At 71.6% G+C, this 19,043-nt stretch carries 19 protein-coding genes; 12 read left to right on the top strand and 7 right to left on the bottom strand.

What is annotated here, in order from left to right; translation table 11 throughout:
• Positions 1-121: 121 nt before the first annotated feature.
• Both GKQ77_RS11635 and GKQ77_RS11630 read left to right on the top strand, forming a co-directional pair.
• Positions 122-1,510: an aldehyde dehydrogenase family protein gene (locus tag GKQ77_RS11635; RefSeq protein WP_219688637.1), complete on the top strand. Its 1,389-nt coding sequence runs from the start codon at positions 122-124 to the stop codon at positions 1,508-1,510.
• A gap of 68 nt (positions 1,511-1,578) precedes the next feature.
• A complete protein-coding gene (locus GKQ77_RS11630; RefSeq protein ID WP_219688640.1) occupies positions 1,579-2,658 on the top strand; it encodes a Zn-dependent alcohol dehydrogenase in 1,080 nt (359 codons plus the stop codon).
• A 16-nt stretch (positions 2,659-2,674) separates the two neighbouring features.
• Here the strand turns inward: GKQ77_RS11630 and GKQ77_RS11625 are convergent, their stop codons facing one another.
• Entirely contained in the window at positions 2,675-3,694 is a 1,020-nt protein-coding gene (locus GKQ77_RS11625; protein WP_308117628.1) for an urea transporter, read from the bottom strand.
• Between the two features lie 60 nt (positions 3,695-3,754).
• Here GKQ77_RS11625 and GKQ77_RS11620 point away from each other — a divergent pair, with 60 nt between their 5' ends.
• Positions 3,755-4,330, top strand: coding sequence for a TetR/AcrR family transcriptional regulator (locus tag GKQ77_RS11620; RefSeq protein WP_219688636.1), 576 nt, complete (start codon positions 3,755-3,757; stop codon positions 4,328-4,330).
• A 73-nt stretch (positions 4,331-4,403) separates the two neighbouring features.
• On the opposite strand, the gene GKQ77_RS11615 is transcribed toward GKQ77_RS11620, so the two are convergent.
• On the bottom strand, positions 4,404-5,066 hold the full coding sequence (locus GKQ77_RS11615) for a TetR/AcrR family transcriptional regulator (protein ID WP_219688635.1): 663 nt from the start codon (positions 5,064-5,066) through the stop codon (positions 4,404-4,406).
• 82 nt (positions 5,067-5,148) lie between these two features.
• Here GKQ77_RS11615 and GKQ77_RS11610 point away from each other — a divergent pair, with 82 nt between their 5' ends.
• The 3 genes from GKQ77_RS11610 (at position 5,149) to GKQ77_RS11600 (ending at position 7,391) form a co-directional block, all read left to right on the top strand.
• Positions 5,149-6,300 carry an acyl-CoA dehydrogenase family protein gene (locus tag GKQ77_RS11610; RefSeq protein WP_219688634.1) on the top strand — a complete coding sequence of 384 codons (1,152 nt, stop codon included), beginning with the start codon at positions 5,149-5,151 and terminating at the stop codon, positions 6,298-6,300.
• A gap of 85 nt (positions 6,301-6,385) precedes the next feature.
• Positions 6,386-6,676, top strand: a complete 291-nt coding sequence (locus GKQ77_RS11605; RefSeq protein WP_125511787.1) for a YiaA/YiaB family inner membrane protein — start codon at positions 6,386-6,388, stop codon at positions 6,674-6,676.
• A 76-nt stretch (positions 6,677-6,752) separates the two neighbouring features.
• Complete coding sequence (locus GKQ77_RS11600) at positions 6,753-7,391, top strand: TetR/AcrR family transcriptional regulator (protein ID WP_219688633.1); 639 nt, start codon at positions 6,753-6,755, stop codon at positions 7,389-7,391.
• 1 nt (position 7,392) lies between these two features.
• Here GKQ77_RS11600 and GKQ77_RS11595 read toward each other — a convergent pair whose 3' ends face one another.
• A complete protein-coding gene (locus GKQ77_RS11595) occupies positions 7,393-7,857 on the bottom strand; it encodes a MaoC family dehydratase (RefSeq protein ID WP_219688632.1) in 465 nt (154 codons plus the stop codon).
• A 116-nt stretch (positions 7,858-7,973) separates the two neighbouring features.
• Here GKQ77_RS11595 and soxR point away from each other — a divergent pair, with 116 nt between their 5' ends.
• Entirely contained in the window at positions 7,974-8,441 is a 468-nt protein-coding gene (gene soxR, locus GKQ77_RS11590) for a redox-sensitive transcriptional activator SoxR (RefSeq protein WP_308117627.1), read from the top strand.
• Between the two features lie 89 nt (positions 8,442-8,530).
• Positions 8,531-9,049, top strand: a complete 519-nt coding sequence (locus GKQ77_RS11585; RefSeq protein ID WP_219688631.1) for a hypothetical protein — start codon at positions 8,531-8,533, stop codon at positions 9,047-9,049.
• A gap of 12 nt (positions 9,050-9,061) precedes the next feature.
• Here GKQ77_RS11585 and GKQ77_RS11580 read toward each other — a convergent pair whose 3' ends face one another.
• The gene (locus GKQ77_RS11580) at positions 9,062-9,670 is read right to left on the bottom strand and encodes a hypothetical protein (protein ID WP_219688630.1); all 609 of its coding nucleotides are present in this window, start codon (positions 9,668-9,670) and stop codon (positions 9,062-9,064) included.
• A gap of 295 nt (positions 9,671-9,965) precedes the next feature.
• On the opposite strand from GKQ77_RS11580, the gene GKQ77_RS11575 reads away from it, so the two are divergent.
• Entirely contained in the window at positions 9,966-12,803 is a 2,838-nt protein-coding gene (locus GKQ77_RS11575) for a penicillin acylase family protein (protein WP_219688629.1), read from the top strand.
• A 26-nt stretch (positions 12,804-12,829) separates the two neighbouring features.
• On the opposite strand, the gene GKQ77_RS11570 is transcribed toward GKQ77_RS11575, so the two are convergent.
• Positions 12,830-14,131: a serine-threonine protein kinase gene (locus tag GKQ77_RS11570; RefSeq protein ID WP_219688628.1), complete on the bottom strand. Its 1,302-nt coding sequence runs from the start codon at positions 14,129-14,131 to the stop codon at positions 12,830-12,832.
• Positions 14,132-14,146: 15 nt separating this feature from the next.
• Positions 14,147-15,493, bottom strand: coding sequence for an erythromycin esterase family protein (locus GKQ77_RS11565; RefSeq protein WP_219688627.1), 1,347 nt, complete (start codon positions 15,491-15,493; stop codon positions 14,147-14,149).
• Between the two features lie 267 nt (positions 15,494-15,760).
• Here GKQ77_RS11565 and GKQ77_RS11560 point away from each other — a divergent pair, with 267 nt between their 5' ends.
• From GKQ77_RS11560 to GKQ77_RS11550, 3 genes are read left to right on the top strand one after another with little or no spacing between them, the layout of a single operon-like run.
• Positions 15,761-16,516, top strand: coding sequence for an SDR family oxidoreductase (locus GKQ77_RS11560; RefSeq protein ID WP_258021192.1), 756 nt, complete (start codon positions 15,761-15,763; stop codon positions 16,514-16,516).
• Complete coding sequence (locus GKQ77_RS11555; protein WP_219688625.1) at positions 16,495-18,210, top strand: class I adenylate-forming enzyme family protein; 1,716 nt, start codon at positions 16,495-16,497, stop codon at positions 18,208-18,210. The genes GKQ77_RS11560 and GKQ77_RS11555 overlap by 22 nt, the downstream gene beginning before the upstream one ends.
• A gap of 21 nt (positions 18,211-18,231) precedes the next feature.
• On the top strand, positions 18,232-18,825 hold the full coding sequence (locus GKQ77_RS11550; protein ID WP_219688624.1) for a TetR/AcrR family transcriptional regulator: 594 nt from the start codon (positions 18,232-18,234) through the stop codon (positions 18,823-18,825).
• Between the two features lie 69 nt (positions 18,826-18,894).
• On the opposite strand, the gene GKQ77_RS11545 is transcribed toward GKQ77_RS11550, so the two are convergent.
• A partial coding sequence (locus GKQ77_RS11545) for an acyl-CoA dehydrogenase family protein (protein ID WP_258021190.1) occupies positions 18,895-19,043 on the bottom strand: 149 nt, incomplete at its 5' end.

The following is a 19,043-nucleotide window of genomic DNA, read 5'->3' as shown; positions in this document are numbered from 1 at the left end:
GGGGAGGGGAGCGCGCCGGTAGAGCTTTCCCGGCAGGCTTCGGGGTGCTGGCGAACTGCCCCTGGTGCCCGAAAACTATCAGCGCTAGTTTGTCATGCGGACGTCTATCTGGAGGAATGCGATGAAGGCCCACGACGGCATGTACATCGACGGTGCCTGGCGCCCGGCTGCGGGCGCCGACACGATCACGGTCGTCAACCCGGCCGACGAGCAGCCCATCGGCCAGGTCCCGGCCGGGACGGTGGAGGACGTCGACGCCGCGGTGCGCGCCGCCCGCGCCGCCCTGCCGGGCTGGGCCGCCACGCCGCCCGCCGAGCGCGCGGCCCTGCTCGGCGCGCTCCGCGATCAGCTGGCCGCCCGCAAGGACGAGATCGCCGAGGTCGTCAGCGCCGAGCTGGGCGCCCCGCCGCAGTTCGCGCAGGCGGTGCACGCGGGGGTGCCGATCCTCGTCTGCGGTTCGTACGCCGACCTTGCCGCGACGCACCCCTTCGAGGAGAAGGTGGGCAACTCCACCGTCTACCTGGAGCCGGTCGGCGTGGTCGGCGCGATCACGCCCTGGAACTACCCCCTCCACCAGATCGTCAACAAGGTGGCCCCCGCGCTCGCCGCGGGCTGCACGGTCGTGCTCAAGCCCGCCGAGGACACCCCGCTCACCGCCCAGCTCTTCGCCGACGCGGTGCACGAGGCGGGCGTACCGGCGGGCGTGTTCAACCTGGTCACCGGGCTCGGCCCGGTCGCGGGGCAGGCACTGGCCGAGCACGAGGGCGTCGACCTGGTCTCGTTCACCGGCTCCACGGCCGTCGGCCGGCGCATCGGCGCCACGGCGGGCGCGGCCGTCAAGCGCGTCGCCCTGGAGCTCGGCGGCAAGTCCGCCAACGTCATCCTGCCCGGCGCCGACCTCGCCAAGGCCGTCAACGTGGGCGTCGCGAACGTCATGTCCAACTCCGGCCAGACGTGCAGCGCCTGGACCCGCATGCTGGTGGACTCCGCGCGCTACGACGAGGCGGTCGAGCTGGCGTCCGCCGCCGCGGCCAAGTACGGCCCCCGCATCGGCCCGCTCGTCAACGCCAAGCAGCAGGAGCGGGTGCGCGGTTACATCGAGAAGGGCGTCCAGGAGGGCGCCAGGATCGTGGCGGGCGGCCCCGAGTCGCCCAAGGAGCAGGGCTACTACGTCCAGCCGACCGTCTTCGCCGATGTCACCCCGGAGATGACCATCGCCCAGGAGGAGATCTTCGGCCCGGTCCTCTCCCTCATCCGGTACGAGGACGAGGACGATGCCCTGCGCATCGCCAACGGCACGGTGTACGGCCTGGCGGGCGCGGTGTGGGCGGCCGACGACGCCGAGGCGGTCGCCTTCGCCCGGCGCATGGATACCGGCCAGGTCGACATCAACGGCGGCGGCTTCAACCCCCTCGCCCCCTTCGGCGGTTACAAGCAGTCGGGCGTCGGCCGCGAGCTGGGCGCGCACGGCCTCGCGGAGTACTTGCAGACGAAGTCCCTGCAGTTCTGAGCCCCCGCTCAGCTCCGCCTCCGTCCGCTTCCCCGAGTTCCCCGAGCTTTCCCAAGGAGTACGTGAACGTGGTCCGCGCCGCCATCCTCCCCGCCGTCGGCTCCCCGCTGGAGATCGCCGACATCGACCTGCCGGAGCCGGGGCCCGGCCAAGTCCGCGTGCGCCTCGCCGCCGCCGGGGTCTGCCACTCCGACCTGTCCCTGTCCAACGGCACGATGCGGGTCCCGGTGCCCGCCGTCCTCGGCCATGAGGGCGCGGGCACCGTCGTCTCCGTCGGCGAGGGCGTCACGGCGGTCGCCCCCGGTGACGGCGTCGTCCTGAACTGGGCGCCGTCCTGCGGCGGTTGTCACGCCTGCTCGATCGGCGAGGTGTGGCTCTGCGCGAACGCCCTCGCGGGCGCCGCCGACGTCTACGCCAGGCGGCCGGACGGCACGGAGCTGCACCCCGGCCTGAACGTCGCCGCGTTCGCCGAGGAGACCGTCGTCGCGGCCGACTGCGTCCTGCCGGTGCCCGACGGCGTCCCGCTCACCGACGCGGCCCTCCTCGGCTGCGCCGTCCTGACCGGGTACGGCGCCGTGCACCACTCGGCGAGGGTTCGCGAGGGCGAGACGGTCGCGGTGTACGGGGTCGGCGGGGTCGGCCTCGCCACCTTGCAGGCGGCCCGGATCGCCGGTGCCTCGCGGATCATCGCGGTCGATGTCTCCCCGGAGAAGGAGGGGCTCGCGCGTTCGGCGGGCGCCACCGACTACGTGGTCGCCTCGGAGCAGACGGCCCGCGAGATCCGGGCGCTCACCGGCGGCCAGGGCGTCGACGTGGCCGTGGAGTGCGTGGGCCGCGCGGTGACGATCCGCACGGCGTGGGAGTCCACGCGGCGCGGCGGGCGCACCACGGTGGTGGGCATCGGCGGCAAGGACCAGCGGGTCACCTTCAACGCCCTGGAACTCTTCCACTGGGGCAGGACCCTGTCGGGCTGTGTGTACGGCAACTGCGATCCGGCGGTGGACCTGCCGGTCCTGGCGGGGCACATCCGGGCGGGCCGCCTCGACCTGGGCGTCCTGGTGACCGACCGGATCGGTCTCGACGACATCCCGGCGGCCTTCGCGCACATGGTCGCGGGCAAGGGCGGCCGGGCGCTGATCGTCTTCTGAGGCGCGGGCGGGAGCCTCAGTCGCGTTTCCGGCAGCCCGGATCGCCGAGCTTCCGGCAGCCCGGATCGCTCAGCCGCGGAAAGGACTTGGCCCCCGCCAGGAACACCAGCGTCGTCAGCACGAACGGCCAGGTGAAGGCGTGCCCACCCACGGGCGCGGCCAGGGCCGCCACCGCCGCCCCGGCCACCGTCGCGGTGGCGGCGCCCACGAGCGCGTACGCGAGCGTCGCCGCCCGCACGGGCAGGAAGACGCCGCACAGGGCGAGGGCGACGAGCACGGAGTTGTATCCCATCGTGCCGTCGGCGATCCGCGCGGCGGGGGCGCCCAGTGCCCACGCCGTGCCGGTCCCGACCGCGCTGCCCAGGCATGCCACGCCCGCCGCGCGACGGCTCGCGACGAGGAGACCGGCGAGCAGGAGGGCGCCCACGTACCACTGCGGCATGAAGAAGATCTCGGCGAATCCGGCGAGGAACCCGCGCGCCAGCTCGGCCGGACCGGGCGTCGTCGGGCCCGTCGCCGCGAGGGGAAGGGCCGCGATGCCCTCGCCGTGGTGCCAGATCCGCGGGAAGCCGGGCGCGGCGATGGTCATGGCGCTCGCGACCAGGCAGAACGGCAGCGTGAGCGAGGGCAGTCCCCAGGTGCCGAGGAGGTTGACGACGGCCGCGGTCACGACGGTGACGACCACGCTGCCCGCCACCGCGAGCAGGGCGGTCGACAAGTGCCACGCGCCGAGGAAGACCGCGCAGCACAGCGCCGTCAGACAGGCGTTGAACCCTTCGAGGCCCGTCCGCAAGCGGGCGCGGTCCGCGCCGAGGAGCCATGCGGTGGCGGTGCCCACGGCGGTGCCGGCCAGGGCGTAGAGCGCGTACGCCGAGCCCGCCGCGAAGAGCGCGACGCAGAAGAGCGCGCCCCCGGCCGCGCTCGGCAGGAAGGTGACCTGGGCGTGACCGCGCAGCACCTGTGCGGCGAACTCCCGGACGCGGGGCTCGCTGTGGGGCCCGCTGTCCCACGCATCCGTCACATGCCCCACGGCCACCCCTCTATAGTACTCTGCTCGTAGTGGTTGGTATATAGTGCTACGGATGGAGTGGCGTCAATGGTGCGAAGGAACGACGAACGGCGTGCGGCCCTGGTCGATGCCGCCATCGAGGTGCTGGCGGGCGAAGGCGCCAGGGGGCTGACCTTCCGGGCGGTCGACACGCAGGCCGGCGTGCCCACCGGCACGGCCTCCAACTACTTCGGCAACCGCGACGACCTGCTCACCCAGGCCGCCGCCCGGGTCTACGAACGGCTCCAGCCCAGCGCGGAGGAGATCGAGCGCCAGCGCACCGCCAAGCCGGACAAGGAGACGTACGCGTCGCTGATGCGGGACGTCCTCGGCCGGGTCGGCGGCTTCCGCACCGGCTACCTCGCCCTGCTCGAACTGCGCCTCGAGGCGACGAGGCGACCCGAGCTGCGCGCCGTCCTCACCGACCGCGTCCGTGCCGACCTCGACGCCAACGTGGCCTACCACGAGACCTCCGGCCTGCCCGGCGACGCGACCGCCGTGCGGCTGCTCTACCTGACCTTCAACTGGCTCATCGTGGAACAGCTGACGCTGCCGGACGTCCTCTCGGAGGCCGAACGGGAGGAGCTGATCACCGCGGCGGTGGAGCGCATCGTGAACGGCTGACCGGCGCGCGTTCGAGCTTGGTCCAGCCCGTCCGGCCCCGCCGTCATGCTGGGAGGTTGCCCCTGCGTCACTGTCAAACGTCCGACGCGGCCGACATCTGCTCGAACTGCAGCGCCAGCCCGTCCAGCAGTGCCCTGAGGCCCGTCTCGAAGGCGCGGGCGTCGATGAGCTGCTGGCGGTCGGCCAGGAGGTGGGCCTGGCCCAGGTGGGGGTAGTCCGACGGGTCGTACGCCGTCTCGTCGCCCACGAAACCGCCCGCGAAGGAGCCGAGCGCCGAGCCCATGATGAAGTACCGCATCAGCGCGCCGACCGACGTGGCCTGCGCGGCAGGCCAGCCCGCGTCGACCATCGCCCCGAACATCGCGTCCGCGAGCCGCAGTCCCGCCGGGCGGCGGCCGGGGCCCTGGGCGAGGACCGGAACGATGTTCGGGTGCCGGGTGAGCGCGGCCCGGTAGGAGACCGCCCAGTCGTGCAGCGCCGTACGCCAGTCGCGGTTGTCGGAGGCGTCGAACATCGACAGGTCGACCTGCGCGCTCACCGAGTCGGCGACCGCCTCCAGGATCTGGTCCTTGGTGCGGAAGTGGTTGTAGAGGGACGGCCCGCTGACCCCCAGCTCGGCGGCGAGACGGCGGGTGGAGACCGCCGCCAGACCCTCCGCGTCCACGAGGGCGCGCGCCGTCTCGACGATGCGTTCTCGGCTGAGGAGGGGCTTGCGCGGTCGGGCCATGCGGCACATAGTAGGGCTGCCGCAGGAAACTAGCAGTGCTAATTTAAAAGCTATGTAACTCGACGTAACCCGACGCGAAGAGGTGCCCACGATGAACCTGGAGCTGAGCGAGGAGCAGACCGCCGTCCGGCAGCTGGCCGAGGACTTCGTCGCGCGCGAGATCACCCCGCACGTCATTGCCTGGGACCGCGCCGAGAGCGTCGACCGGGCCCTGGTGAAGAAGCTCGGCGATGTCGGCTTCCTCGGCCTCACCATCGACGAGGAGTACGGCGGCTCCGGCGGCGACCACCTCGCGTACTGCCTGGTCACCGAGGAGCTGGGCCGTGGTGACTCCTCCGTGCGCGGCATCGTGTCGGTCTCGCTGGGGCTCGTCGCCAAGACCATCGCTGCCTGGGGCAGCGAGGCGCAGAAGCGGCAGTGGCTGCCGGGCCTCACCTCCGGCGAGTACGTCGGCTGCTTCGGGCTCACCGAGCCCGGCACCGGATCCGACGCGGGCAACCTCTCGACGAAGGCCGTGCGCGACGGCGACGACTACGTGATCAACGGCTCCAAGATGTTCATCACCAACGGCACCTGGGCCGATGTCGTGCTGCTCTTCGCGCGGACGAACGACACCCCCGGACACAAGGGCGTCTCCGCCTTCCTCGTGCCCGCCGACACCCCGGGCCTGGGCCGCCGCACCGTCCACGGCAAGCTCGGCCTGCGCGGCCAGGCCACCGCCGAGCTGGTCCTCGAGGACGTCCGCGTCCCCGCGTCGGCGATGCTGGCGCCCGAGGGCAAGGGCTTCTCCGTCGCCATGTCGGCGCTGGCCAAGGGCCGCATGTCGGTGGCCGCGGGCTGTGTGGGCATCGCACAGGCCGCGCTGGACGCGGCGGTGACGTACGCCGGAGAGCGCGAGCAGTTCGGCAGGACCATCGCCCACCACCAGCTGATCCAGGAGCTGATCAGCGACATCGCGGTGGACGTGGACGCCGCGCGCCTGCTCACCTGGCGGGTCGCCGACCTCATCGACCGCGGGCAGCCCTTCGCCACGGAGTCCTCCAAGGCCAAACTGTTCGCCTCGGAGGCCGCCGTGCGCGCCGCCAACAACGCCCTCCAGGTCTTCGGCGGCTACGGCTACATAGACGAGTACCCGGCGGGCAAGCTGCTGCGCGACGCCCGCGTGATGACGCTCTACGAGGGCACGAGCCAGATCCAGAAGCTGGTCATCGGCCGCGCGCTGACGGGCGTATCCGCGTTCTGAGAGCGGCTGTGGACCAGCCGTCTGAGTACGTGAGTTGAGTACGGGAGCGGATGTGGCGGGCTCCCTCGCCGTCCAGGCTGGGGCCATGAGTGAGACTCCGGTCAAGCAGCAGAGCACCACCGCCTACTACGGCCAGGCCGTCGCGTCGTTCGCCATCGCCCTCGGTGCGACCTCGGTCGGCATCTACAGCCTCGATGTCAGCGGCTGGATCCGCGCCTTCCTCGCCGTCTCCGTCCTGTATCTGACGACGTCCGCGTTCACGCTGGCCAAGGTGGTCAGGGACCGGCAGGAGGCCGACCAGATCGTCAGCCGCGTCGACCAGGCCCGCCTGGAGAAGATCCTCGCCGAACACGACCCTTTCAAGCCCGTCGCCTGATCCGCCGAGCGGCTCCCTAAGCGCTTGCTCACCATCAGGGGTATGGTGTCCCTCCCGAAAAGGCTAAGGAGTGGACATGAGCGCGGCGGAGGAGACCGGCGTCGAGGAGCAGCCGTGGGGCGAGGTCAGCCCCGACGCGGCCAGGCGGCTGCTGATCGCCGCCGTCGAGGCCTTCGCCGAGCGCGGCTACCACGCGACGACGACCCGCGACATCGCGGGCCGCGCGGGCATGAGCCCCGCCGCGCTCTACATCCACTACAAGACCAAGGAAGAGCTGCTCCACCGCATCAGCAGGATCGGCCACGACAAGGCCCTCACCATCCTGCGCACCGCGGCGGACGGCGAGGGCAGCGCGGCCGACCGGCTCGCGGCGGCCGTGCGCTCCTTCGTCGGCTGGCACGCCGCCCACCACACGACCGCGCGCGTGGTGCAGTACGAGCTGGACGCGCTCGGCGACGAGCACCGCACGGAGATCGTCGCGCTGCGCCGCGAGTCGGACGCGGCGGTCCGGAACATCATCAACGACGGTGTGCGGGCGGGGGAGTTCGACGTCCCCGACGTGCCGGGCACCACGCTCGCCGTGCTCTCCCTCTGCATCGACGTGGCCCGCTGGTTCAACGTGGCCGGGCGCCGCACACCCGACGAGGTCGGCGCGCTCTACGCCGACCTCGTGCTGCGGATGGTGGGCGCCCGCACCGAGCAGGCGCAGAAGTAGCTCAGAAGTAGTAGCGCGACACCGACTCCGCCACGCACGCCGGCTTGTCGGACCCCTCGCGCTCCACGGTCACCCGCGCCGTCACCTGCACGCCGCCGTCCTTCGTGGGCGTCACGTCCATGAGTTCGGCGGTCGCCCGCAGCCGGGAGCCGACCGGCACGGGGGAGGGGAAACGGACCTTCTCCGTGCCGTAGTTGATGCCCATCCTCATCCCCTCGACGCGCATGATCTGCGGCACCAGGCTCGGCAGCAGGGACAGGGTCAGATAGCCGTGCGCGATGGTCGTCCCGAAGGGGCCGGCCGCCGCCTTCTCCGCGTCGACGTGGATCCACTGGTGGTCGCCCGTGGCGTCGGCGAAGAGGTCGATCCGCTTCTGGTCGATCTCCAGCCAGTCGCTGTACCCCAGCTGCTCGCCGACCCCGGCGCGCAGTTCCCCGGCCGACGTGAAGATCCTCGGCTCCGCCATGTCCCTGGCCCTCCTAGACGTGTGCGATCAAGTCCTCAGTAGCTGCGACTAAGCGCTTGCTCAGCATGCTGGGTGTGCCGACGCGTGTCAACGGACCAGCCATTAGGGTTCGCCACGTGCCCCAGATCCCAGAGAAGGTCCACGAACTCACGGTCGGCCAGCTGTCGGCCCGCAGCGGCGCCGCCGTCTCCGCCCTGCACTTCTACGAGTCCAAGGGCCTCATTACCAGCCGCCGCACCTCGGGCAACCAGCGCCGCTACCACCGGGACACGCTGCGCCGCGTCGCCTTCATCCGCGCCTCCCAGCGCGTCGGCATCCCGCTCGCCACGATCCGCGAGGCCCTTGACTCGCTGCCCGAGGAGCGCACGCCCAACCGCGAGGACTGGGCGCACCTCTCGGAGCACTGGCGCGCGGAACTGGACGAGCGCATCAAGCAGTTGGGCCGGCTGCGGGACCACCTCACCGACTGCATCGGCTGCGGCTGCCTCTCCCTGGAGACGTGCGTGCTCTCCAACCCCGACGACGTCTTCGGCGAACGCCTCACCGGCTCCCGCCTGCTGGTGGAGCGCCGCCCCAAGGCGTAGTGCGCCGGGCCAACACGTAGTGCGCCGGGCCCACGCGTAGTACAAGAGAGAACAGAGGCACCACACGACATCACTCAGGGGGAGGGCCGATGTCCGTCGCCATCTGCTCGTTGAAGTGGGACGCCGCACAGCACGGGCCGCAGGCCATCAAGTACGACAGCGACGGCTACCACCTCGTGCGCTTCCCGTACGGGGAGGCGGCGGAATCGTACGACCCGTGGCGCATGCACGACCCGGGCAAGGGCGGCACAGGCCCCGCCGCCTTCCCGCACGCCCGCTCGGGGCTGATATGGCCGAGCCACGACGGCTGGGGCGTACTCTCCGCGCTGGTCTTCTGGCAGCCCGCCGGCGGCCCCACCGAGTACCGCAGCCGCTTCGTCCGCGACCCGCTGAACCTGACGACCGGCTACGACTCGACCGCCACGACCGACTCCGCGCCCACTAGGGGCGGTCAGTTCCGGTCGTACGTCTGGCAGATGTTCGTCCACCCCGGCACGCCCGTCGGGCTGAAGATCTCGGCACGCGGCGTGGGAGACGTGAAGCTCGCCACGCCGCTGACGCACGCCCAGTTCAAACTCGCCATACACACCGGCGTGGCCACACCCTGACCGCTCCCTCCCTCACGCCGTGACCAGCGGCCGCAGGATCCGCGCCCGCGCACGCGCCACCGCGTCCGGTGTGAGCACGGGGGCGGGCACGACGATGCCGCAGCCCGTGCAGACCGCGCCGGAGGACGGCTTGTGCGCGAGGCCGCGCTTCCACACCAGATAGGTGTCCCCGCAGACGGGGCACGACGCGCCCGGCTCCCTCTCCAGCGCCGCGATCAGGCGGCGCAGCACTACGGCGAGGGGGGCCCGGGGGTGCACCCCGGGATCGTCGCACCAGGCGACCCCGCAGCCGCCCCAGGTGCGGCGGTGCCAGTCGTCCTCGCTGCCGGGGCGCCTGAGCCCGTCGTGCTTCTCCCTGCGGCGGCGCTCGGCGAACTCCGCCTCGTAGGCGAGCCAGACCGCCCGAGCCGCCTCCAACTCCTCCAGCGCGGCCACCAGCCGCGCCGGATCCGGTGACCTGTCCTCGGGCCCGAAGCCCGCCCGGGAACACAGATGGTCCCAGGTCGCCCGGTGCCCATAGGGGGCGAACCTCTCCAGGCACTTGCGCAGCGAATAGCGCCGCAGCGCCAGATCGCTCTGCGGATCACGCACCTGTCTCGCGAGACTCCGGAATCCGGCCATCGCCCTGCACCTCCGTCACACGTACTTGCGAACTGGTACCCCGTGTTCCGTATCTGCCGGCGTCGCAGTCGAGTCGAAGTCGAAACGACGTCGCCGAGTAGACGTATCGACACGCGAATCGGCTCCCTTTCGAGGCGACCGTTCTTCGCCTGCCCGCCCGAGCTGGTCTGATGCGCCCGGGAAGGGGGCGCGTTGTGGTGATTCCGAAAAGGCGAAGGTTGTTCATCTTTCGAGTTCATCGGCTCGCCAGTAACCTCCGCCGCATCGGCCTTCCGCAGAACCCGGAGGAGCAGCCATGCGACGACGCGACGTCAGACTCAGAACGCTCACGGCGGGAGCGGCGCTCGCGCTCGGCGCCTGTCTGGTGGCGCCCCTGCCGGGGGCGGGGGCAACGCCGCGCGAGCCCGCCGCCGAGACCGCCGAGCAGAGCGCCGACTACTGCGAGGGCCGGTGCGCGGACATCCTGCCCCCCGGCGCCAACGGCAACGCGACACTCGCCGAGATCCTCGCACACCGCCTCCTCGGCACCCAACCCGCCCACGCGAACGACCAGTTGGGTCCCTACGACGCACTGTCGTCCGGCTACCCCTCTCTCACCGACGACCGTCTCACAGACTTCTTCGGCGACGCCTCCTTCGGGGTGCCCGACGGCCAGATCGCCTCGGTCACCAAACCGCGCGACGACGTGACGATCACGCGCGACAAGAAGTACGGCATCCCGCACATCAAAGGAACCACGCGCTACGGAACCGAGTTCGGCGCGGGCTTCGCGGCCGGGCAGGACCGGCTCTGGCTCATCGACCTGTTCCGGCACATCGGCCGGGGCCAACTGACCTCGTTCGCGGGCGGGGCACTCGCCAATCAGGGCCTTGAGCAGCAGTTCTGGCCGCAGGCCCCGTACACGGAGAAGGATCTGGAGAAGCAGGTCGAGTACATCAGGGCGACGGGGGGCGAGCGCGGCGAGCGGGCGATGGAGGACGCGCAGGCCTACGTCGACGGGCTCAACGCCTACCGCGTGAAGGCGAAGAACGGCCGCTACTTCCCCGGCGAGTACGTCCTCACCGGCAAGATCGACGCGATCACCAACATCGGCGAGATAGAGCCCTTCAAGGTCACCGACATGATCGCGCTGGCCTCGGTCGTCGGCGGGCTCTTCGGCAACGGCGGCGGCGGAGAGGTCGAGTCCGCCCTCTCCCTCCTGAAGTCCCAGGAGAAGTACGGCGTCGAGAAGGGCACGAAGGTCTGGGAGTCCTTCCGCGCCCGCAACGACCCCGAGGCCGTCCAGACCGTCCACGACGGCACGAGCTTCCCGTACGCGGGCAAGCCCGAGAAGGCGCGCGGCACGGCCATGCCCGACCCGGGCTCGGTCGAGCGCGAGCAGCTGGTGTACGACCGCGAGGGCGGCGCGAAGAGCGGCGCCAAGGATCCAGTGCGGGCTCCCAAGAAGCTCAAGCCGCTCCAGGGCATGTACGACAAGGGCGTCCTGCCCTCGGACCTCTTCCGGCCCGGCAGCCACAAGAAGGGCATGTCGAACGCCCTGCTCGTCTCCGGCAAGCACACCGCGAGCGGGCACCCCATCGCCGTCTTCGGCCCCCAGACCGGCTACTTCGCGCCCCAGCTCCTCATGCAGCAGGAGCTCCAGGGGCCCGGCATCAGCGCGCGCGGTGTCTCCTTCGCGGGTGTCGGGATGTACGTCCAGCTGGGGCGCGGCCAGGACTACGCCTGGTCGGCGACGTCCGCCGGGCAGGACATCACGGACACGTACGCCGTCGAGCTGTGCGAGCCGGGCGGCGGCACGCCCACCAAGCAGTCCACCGGTTATCTGTACCGGGGCACGTGCAAGCCGATGGAGAAGCTGGAGCGCAAGAACGCCTGGAAGCCGACGCTCGCCGACTCCACGGCCGCTGGCTCCTACCGCATGCAGGTCTGGCGCACCAAGTACGGCATCGTCACGCACCGCGCGACCGTCGATGCCAAGCCCGTTGCCTACGTCTCGCTGCGCTCCACCTACCGCCACGAGGCCGACTCGATCATCGGCTTCCAGATGCTGAACGACCCCTCGTACGTCAGGGACGCGGCGACCTTCAAGAAGGCGGCGCAGCACATCAGCTACGCCTTCAACTGGTTCTACACCGACTCGCGCGACATCGCCTACTACAACAGCGGCGCCAACCCCGAGCGCGCCGACAGCGTCGACCCCGCGCTGCCGGTCAAGGGCCAACAGGCCTACGAATGGCGGGACTTCGACCCGGAGAACAACACCTCGGCGCAGACCCCGCCCGCCGAACACCCCCAGTCCGTCAACCAGGACTACTACATCTCCTGGAACAACAAACAGGCGAAGGACTTCAGCACGGCGGGCTTCGGCCACAGCGCCGTGCACCGCGGTGACCTGCTCGACGGGCGGGTCAAAAAGCTCACGGAGGCGGGCGGTGTCACCCGCGCCTCGCTGACGCGCGCCATGTCCGAGGCCGCCGTCACCGATCTGCGCGGCGAGCAGGTGCTGCCCGAGCTGCTGAAGGTGGTGCGGAGCAAACCGGTCACCGACCCGCGACTCGCCAAGGCCGTGGAGCAGTTGGAGGCGTGGCGCAAGGCGGGCGCCCAGCGCAACCAGACCGCCGCGGGCTCCAGGACGTACGCCCATCCGGACGCCGTACGCGTCATGGACGCCTGGTGGCCGCTGCTCATCGAGGGCGAGTTCAAGCCGGGCATGGGCAAGGAGCTGTACGACGCGCTGACCGCGCAGCTGTCCACCGACGAGGCGCCCTCCGCGGGCCACGGCCCCACCGGGGCACACGCCGGTTCGGCCTTCCAGTACGGCTGGTGGGGCTACGCCGACAAGGATCTGCGCAAGGTCCTCGGGCAGCCGGTCAAGGGCGAACTGGCCCACACCTACTGCGGTGACGGCAAGCTCGACGCCTGCCGCGACACCCTCCTCACCACCCTCGCGCAGGCCGTCGCCAAGCCCGCCACCGAGGTCTACCCCGGCGACGACGCGTGCGAGGCGGGCGACCAGTGGTGCGCGGACGCGATCGTCCACCGCGCGCTCGGCGGCATCACGCACAAGCCGGTCCAGTGGCAGAACCGCCCCACCTACCAGCAGATCGTCGAGTTCCCCCGGCACCGCGAGTAGGCCGGGACACCCTCACCGGCGCGCTATCAGGCGAGGGGGATCCGCCCGGCGGCGCACACGGCACGTGCCAGCTCCTCATGGCATACGTCGCTGTGCGCGCCGGCGGGCGGGCCGCCGCGCCGCACCACCGACGCCGCGTCCACGCTGACGCACCCCTCGGCGGGCATGGCCTCGCCGAGCCTGATGCCCTTGGCGCCGTCCACGGCCCGGATGCCGCCGTATCCGATGGCGCCCCACCGCTCCCACAGGTGCAGGAAGCTCGTCGAGTCGCCGGACAGCTTCGACGCGAGTGGGTAGAGCCGTCCCAGGGCGTCGTCGTGGCGCGAGTAGCAGGACACGAGAGGGCCGTCGACGCGGTGCTGCACACCGCGCAGGGTGCCGCCGCGCGAGCGGTCGTGCGGCAGCCGCTCGGCGAACGCGTAGTGCGAGAAGGCCCCTTGGAGCAGCGTCACCGACTTCACCGCGCGCACGTCCGCGGGCATGCCGCGCAGCGCGTACGAGACGAGCCTGGCGCCGAAGCTGTGCCCGATCAGATGCACCCTGACGCGGGGCACGTCGGCGCTGAGCAGGCCGATCGCCGGGCCGAGGCCCAGCTGGCCGACCGCGCCCGCCCGGCGCTTCATCGCGAAGTAGGCGCCCTGCCGCAGCAGCTCGTAAGCCCCGTCCCACACCCGCTCGCGTACGTCAGCGAGCCGTTCGGGCCGTCCGGTCTCCGCGCGGGACGCGGCGGCCAGCACCTCGCAGACCTGGACGGCGTCGTCGGTGAGCATGGCGGGCTCGCCCGCGCCCAGGTCCTCGCCGAGGTTGCGGGCCGGGCTCGTCTCGCGCAGGGAGACCAGCTCACGGACGTGCCGCCCGAACTCGTAGACCCGGGAGGGGACATCGGAGCGCTCCGCGAGCAGCTCGGCGATCCGGTCGAGCGTGGGGCCGTGGCCGGGGAAGGCGCGGTCGAGGGCCTGCCGGGTGGCCGCGTCGAGCACGGGCGCGGCGACGGCGGTCGCGGTGGCGGCTGCCGAGGGGTCGAAGTCGGGGATCGGCTCGTCGGGGAAGCGGATGGCGGGCCACAGCACGCCGACGTACCCGAGACGCACCTCGGGCGCGGCCAGGCGCGCGAAGGGGGCGAAGAAGCGCCGGTACAGCTTGCGGGCGTCCTTCTTGTCGTTGTTCCAGCCGTGCGCGAAGACCAGCAGGTCGGTGACGCTCTCGCGCTCCGTGCCGGACAGCAGCGCCTCGCGCTGCGCGGTGTCGACGTCGCCGTCGGCGTCGAAGGTCAGTTCCCAGTAGGGCTCCACGCCCGTATGGTCCTGCCGCGCGAGCCACCTGGCCATCCCCCGCGCGTCAGGTCAGTCGCCGCTCCCGGCCGGCGCCGCGCTGCGGTGAGCCGCGGTGACGCGGTGCAGATGGATGAGGATGTCGTGCGAGGGCGCGAGGCGGATCTTGTACGGTCCGTCCGGCCAGCCGGAGCCGATGCTGCGGGTCACCCGTGCCTCGCTCAGCCAGGCGCGAGTCGGTTTCGGCAGGGAGCGCATGTCCACGAAGTAGTCGTCGTGGCGCACCTTGTCGAGCGTGTGCTCGTTCATGCCGCGCGTCGCGGGGCCCACCGTGAAGGACTTCCACGCGCCGTTGTCGGGGCCCTGGGCCATGAACGACCCCCGGTCGAAGGTGAACCCGAGGCTCACATACCGCTTGCCGAGCCTGTCCCGCAGGAAGGCGCCCTGCATCTTCGGGTAGCGCGGGTCGTGGCTCTCGTACGCGACATGGGCGTTGTGGGCCGAGAGGAGCACCTTGTCGCCGGTGTGCCGCTGCCACCACGCGGTGTTCGCCGCCATGAGGCGGTCGCGGTACAGCATGGCGTCCTTCTGGCCCTCGGGCGTGTCCAGGGGGAAGGCGTAGATGGCGGCGGTCTGCGACAGGGACCGGGCGTGCTGGAGCGCCCAGGTGAACTTACGGTCGCCACCGTCGGGTCGGCGCTTCCTCAGCAGGTCGAGGGCCTCGCGCGCCTTTTCCGCAAGCTCCTGGCGCTCCTTCAGGGGCCGGCCCATGTAGGCATCGCCGTCCGCGAGGCGCCGCATCGGCGCGTAGCGGCTGGTGATCTCCGGCAGCAGGTCGGGCTCGTGCGCGCGGACGTACTCCTCCACGCCGTCGAACACCTCGCGGCCGAGTTCGGGGTAGTTGAGGTCGTTGCCCATGAAACGCACCTGGCGGTGCGGGTGCTCGGCGTTGTACGCGCGCATCCAGCGCAGCAGGTGGACGTACTCCTCGGTGTCCCAGGGCGTCTTCGCCAGCTCGCGGTGGACGAGCTCGCGGACATCGCCACCGCCGCCCCGCACATACGCGTCGAACCGCAGGCCGGTCGTCCAGCTGACCTCCTGCGCGAAGGAGGTGAAGCCCTTCTCCTCCACGAGGTAGCGAAAGACGCGCTCCTTCATCGTGAAGAACTCGTGGGAACCGTGGGTGGCCTCGCCAAGACCCACCACCGAGGCGTCGCCCACCATCCTGCCCAGGGGCCGCAGATCCTTCGTGCCGCCGCCGGGGTCGGTCGAGCGCAAGGGGTGGGCGGCGCGCTCGATCGCCGCGACGGGGTCGGCGGGCCTGGGCGCCGCCTGCGCGGCCGCGGGTGCGAGAAGGGCCGCCGTCCCCGCCGCCGTGACCAGCAGGAGCGGGACCCTTCGCGGTGCCGTGCGGGGCATGTCGTGTCTCCTTGATCCGCTTGACCCGGCCCAACTCGGGCCGACGGAAGATCACAATTCCGTACGCGGGGCCACGGCCACCATCCGGCAGGCACCCAGCTCCCAGGTGGGGCTTGCCCCACCCCGCGCCACCGGGCGTCGGCCAGTGCGGAACAGCCCGGCCCCCTTTCGCCCCGACATACCGACTGGTTAGTCTGCCGGGACGGACGGGCCGCGAGCGCCGTCCGTGGTGGAGCCCGATGTCGAAGGAGACCGGTCGTGGAGAGCCTGCGGGACAAGGGAGTCGTCGTCACCGGTGCCGGGGGCGGGATAGGAGCCGCGCTCGCCCGCCGCTTCGCCGCCGAGGGGGCACGCGTCGTCGTCAACGACCTCGACGGCGCCAAGGCGCAGGCCGTCGCCGACGAGGTGGGCGGCACAGCGGTCCCCGGCGACGCCTCGGAAATGGTGGAGCGGGCCACCGAGGCGCTCGGCGGCTCGGTCGACGTGTACTGCGCCAACGCCGGGCTCGGCTCCGGCGGCACCGAGGCCGCGCCCGAGGAGGTCTGGGCCGCGGCCTGGGACGTCAACGTCATGGCGCACGTGCGCGCGGCGCAAGCCCTGCTGCCCGGCTGGCTGGAGCGCGGCGAGGGCCGCTTCATCTCCACCGTCTCCGCGGCCGGCCTGCTCACCATGATCGGCGCCGCCCCCTACAGCGTCACCAAGCACGGCGCGTATGCCTTCGCCGAATGGCTCTCGCTCACCTACCGCCACCGCGGCCTGAAGGTCCACGCGATCTGCCCGCAGGGCGTGCGCACCGACATGCTCGCCGCCACCGGCACCGCGGGCGACCTCGTGCTCGCCCCCACCGCGATCGAACCGGACGCCGTCGCCGCCGCGCTCTTCGCGGGCATGGCAGACGACCGCTTCCTGATCCTGCCGCACCCCGAGGTCGCCGCGTACTACCAGGCCCGCGCCGCCACCCCCGACAAGTGGCTGACCGGCATGAACCACATCCAGCAGAAGTGGGAGGCGACGCGGCGGTGACCGGATATACCGGATCCTCAGCGGACGCGCACGGTTCGATCTACGCCGCCAAGCCCTGGCTCGCCCGCCTCAACGAAGCCCAGCGCGGCCCCGTGAGCCCCGCCCCCACCGTGGTCCACGCCTTCCGCGCCGCCGTCGCGAGGGCCCCCGAGCACACCGCCCTCGCCTACTTCGACGGCCGCCTGAGCTACCGCGAGACCGACGCCCTCAGCGACTCCGTCGCCGGCCACCTCGCCGCGCGCGGCCTGGCACGGGGCGAGCGTGTCGCGATCCTCCTCCAGAACACCCCGCACTTCGTGATCGCGCTCCTCGGCGCCTGGAAGGCGGGCGCGACGGTGGTGCCCGTCAACCCCATGTACAAGTCCGCGGAGGTCCGCCACGTCCTCACGGACGCCGACGTGACCGCGCTGATCTGCGCGGACCGCGCCTGGGAGACGTATCTGCGCGACACGGCGGCGGGCTCGCCGGTGCGGATCGTGCTCACCGCCTGCCAGCTCGACCTCCAGAGTCGCGACGACCCCCGGGTCCTGGACTTCGCACGCCTGCCGGTCCCCGCCGACGCCGACGACCTGGTGGCGGTCGCCCGCCAGGGGCTCCCCGCCCCGGCCGAACGCGAACTCGGCCCCGAGGACACCGCCCTCATCAGCTACACGTCCGGCACGAGCGGCACCCCCAAGGGCGCCATGAACACCCACGGCAACATCACCTACAACGCGGAACGCCAGCGCACCGGCGGCGGAATCCCGGAAGGCGCCTGCTACTTCGCGTTGGCGCCGCTCTTCCACATCACCGGCATGGTCGCCCAGCTCGCCGCGTGCGTCGCCAACGCGGGCACCCTCGCGCTCGCCTACCGCTTCGAGGCGGGCGTGGTCCTCGACGCCTTCGCCGAACACCGCCCCGCGTACACGGTCGGCCCCTCCACGGCGTTCATGGCGCTCGCCGCCCACCCCTCGGTGACGCGCGCCCACTTCGACTCCTTCCGGCTGATCTCCTCGGGCGGCGCGCCGCTGCCCCCGGCGCTCGTCGAGAAGTTCCGCGCCGCCTTCGGCCCCTACCTCCACAACGGCTACGGCCTCACCGAGTGCACCGCCCCCTGCGCCTCCGTGCCGCCGGGCCAGGAGGCCCCGGTCGACCCCGTCTCCGGCACCCTCGCCGTCGGTGTCCCGGGCCCCCAGACGGTCGTACGCATCCTGGACGAACGCGGCCGGGAGGTCCCGTTCGGGGAGCACGGCGAGATCGTCGTCTCCGGGCCGCAGGTGGTCCCCGGCTACTGGAACCGCCCCGAGGCCACCGCAAAGGCCTTCCCCGGCGGTGAACTGCGCACCGGGGACATCGGCTTCATGGATCCGGCCGGCTGGCTCTACGTCGTCGACCGCAAGAAGGACATGATCAACGCGTCCGGCTTCAAGGTCTGGCCGCGCGAGGTCGAGGACGTCCTCTACTCCCACCCGGCCGTGCGCGAGGCGGCCGTCCTCGGCGTGCCCGACAGCTACCGCGGGGAGAGCGTCAAGGCGTACGTCAGCCTGCGTCCCGGCGGTGACACGGACGCCGCCGAACTGACCGCGTACTGCAAGGAGCGGCTCGCCGCGTACAAATACCCGCGTGAGGTGGAGATCCTGGCGGAGCTGCCGAAGACGACAAGTGGGAAGATCCTCCGGCGGGAGTTGCGTTCCCGTCCACAGGACAGTCAGTGAAACGAAAGGCAGGTGGCGGAAGTGGCCAGGACGACGGACGGTGACGGCACGCCCGTCCCGCAGCGGCTGCTGGCCGCCGCCACCCGGCTCTTCGCCGACCACGGCTACGACCGCACGTCGGTGCAGGAGATCGTGGAGGCGGCCGGCGTCACCAAGGGCGCGCTCTACCACTACTTCGGCTCCAAGGACGACCTCCTGCACGAGGTGTACGCCCGTATGCTCCGCGTCCAGCAGGAGCGTCTCGACGCCATCGCGGACGCGGACGCCCCGGTCGAGCAGCGCGTCCGGGAGGCCGCCGCGGACGTCGTGGTCACCACCATCGACAACCTCGACGACGCCTCGATCTTCTTCCGCTCCATGCACCACCTGAGCCCCGAGAAGAACAAGCAGGTGCGCGCCGAACGCCGCCGCTACCACGAGCGCTTCCGTGCCCTGATCGAGGAGGGCCAGCGCTCCGGCGTCTTCTCCACGGCGACCCCGGCGGACCTGGTGGTGGACTACCACTTCGGCTCGGTCCACCACCTCTCCACGTGGTACAGCCCCGAGGGCCCCCTGACACCACAACAGGTGGCGGACCACTTGGCGGACTTGCTGCTGCGGGCGCTGCGGCCGTGAATCCAGCCCGTCCGGCGTTTGAGGACGAACTCGGCGAAGCCGGTGATCGACGGCGCGCGAGGCCCGGGGTCAGACGTACCGCTTGAGCTCCCGCCGGGCAAGCGATCGCTGATGCACCTCATCCGGCCCGTCAGCCAAGCGCAGCGTCCGCGCTGCCGCCCAAAGCTCCGCCAGCGGAAAGTCCTGACTGACCCCGCCCGCCCCATGCAACTGAACGG

Origin of the sequence: Streptomyces anatolicus (assembly GCF_019400875.1) — a bacterium.
Lineage (GTDB): Bacteria > Actinomycetota > Actinomycetes > Streptomycetales > Streptomycetaceae > Streptomyces > Streptomyces anatolicus.
The sequence above is the reverse complement of the archived record's forward strand: the minus strand, read 5'-3'. Positions and strand labels throughout refer to the sequence as shown.

Coding starts and splice junctions, on each gene's coding strand:
- GKQ77_RS11615 (WP_219688635.1), bottom strand. CDS start 5,066: ATGTGCCGCATGGCCCGACCGCGCAAGCCCCTCCTCAGCCGAGAACGC.
- GKQ77_RS11610 (WP_219688634.1), top strand. CDS start 5,149: ATGAACCTGGAGCTGAGCGAGGAGCAGACCGCCGTCCGGCAGCTGGCC.
- GKQ77_RS11605 (WP_125511787.1), top strand. CDS start 6,386: ATGAGTGAGACTCCGGTCAAGCAGCAGAGCACCACCGCCTACTACGGC.
- GKQ77_RS11600 (WP_219688633.1), top strand. CDS start 6,753: ATGAGCGCGGCGGAGGAGACCGGCGTCGAGGAGCAGCCGTGGGGCGAG.
- GKQ77_RS11580 (WP_219688630.1), bottom strand. CDS start 9,670: ATGGCCGGATTCCGGAGTCTCGCGAGACAGGTGCGTGATCCGCAGAGC.
- GKQ77_RS11570 (WP_219688628.1), bottom strand. CDS start 14,131: ATGGCCAGGTGGCTCGCGCGGCAGGACCATACGGGCGTGGAGCCCTAC.
- GKQ77_RS11585 (WP_219688631.1), top strand. CDS start 8,531: ATGTCCGTCGCCATCTGCTCGTTGAAGTGGGACGCCGCACAGCACGGG.
- GKQ77_RS11620 (WP_219688636.1), top strand. CDS start 3,755: ATGGTGCGAAGGAACGACGAACGGCGTGCGGCCCTGGTCGATGCCGCC.
- GKQ77_RS11635 (WP_219688637.1), top strand. CDS start 122: ATGAAGGCCCACGACGGCATGTACATCGACGGTGCCTGGCGCCCGGCT.
- GKQ77_RS11575 (WP_219688629.1), top strand. CDS start 9,966: ATGCGACGACGCGACGTCAGACTCAGAACGCTCACGGCGGGAGCGGCG.
- GKQ77_RS11595 (WP_219688632.1), bottom strand. CDS start 7,857: ATGGCGGAGCCGAGGATCTTCACGTCGGCCGGGGAACTGCGCGCCGGG.
- GKQ77_RS11565 (WP_219688627.1), bottom strand. CDS start 15,493: ATGCCCCGCACGGCACCGCGAAGGGTCCCGCTCCTGCTGGTCACGGCG.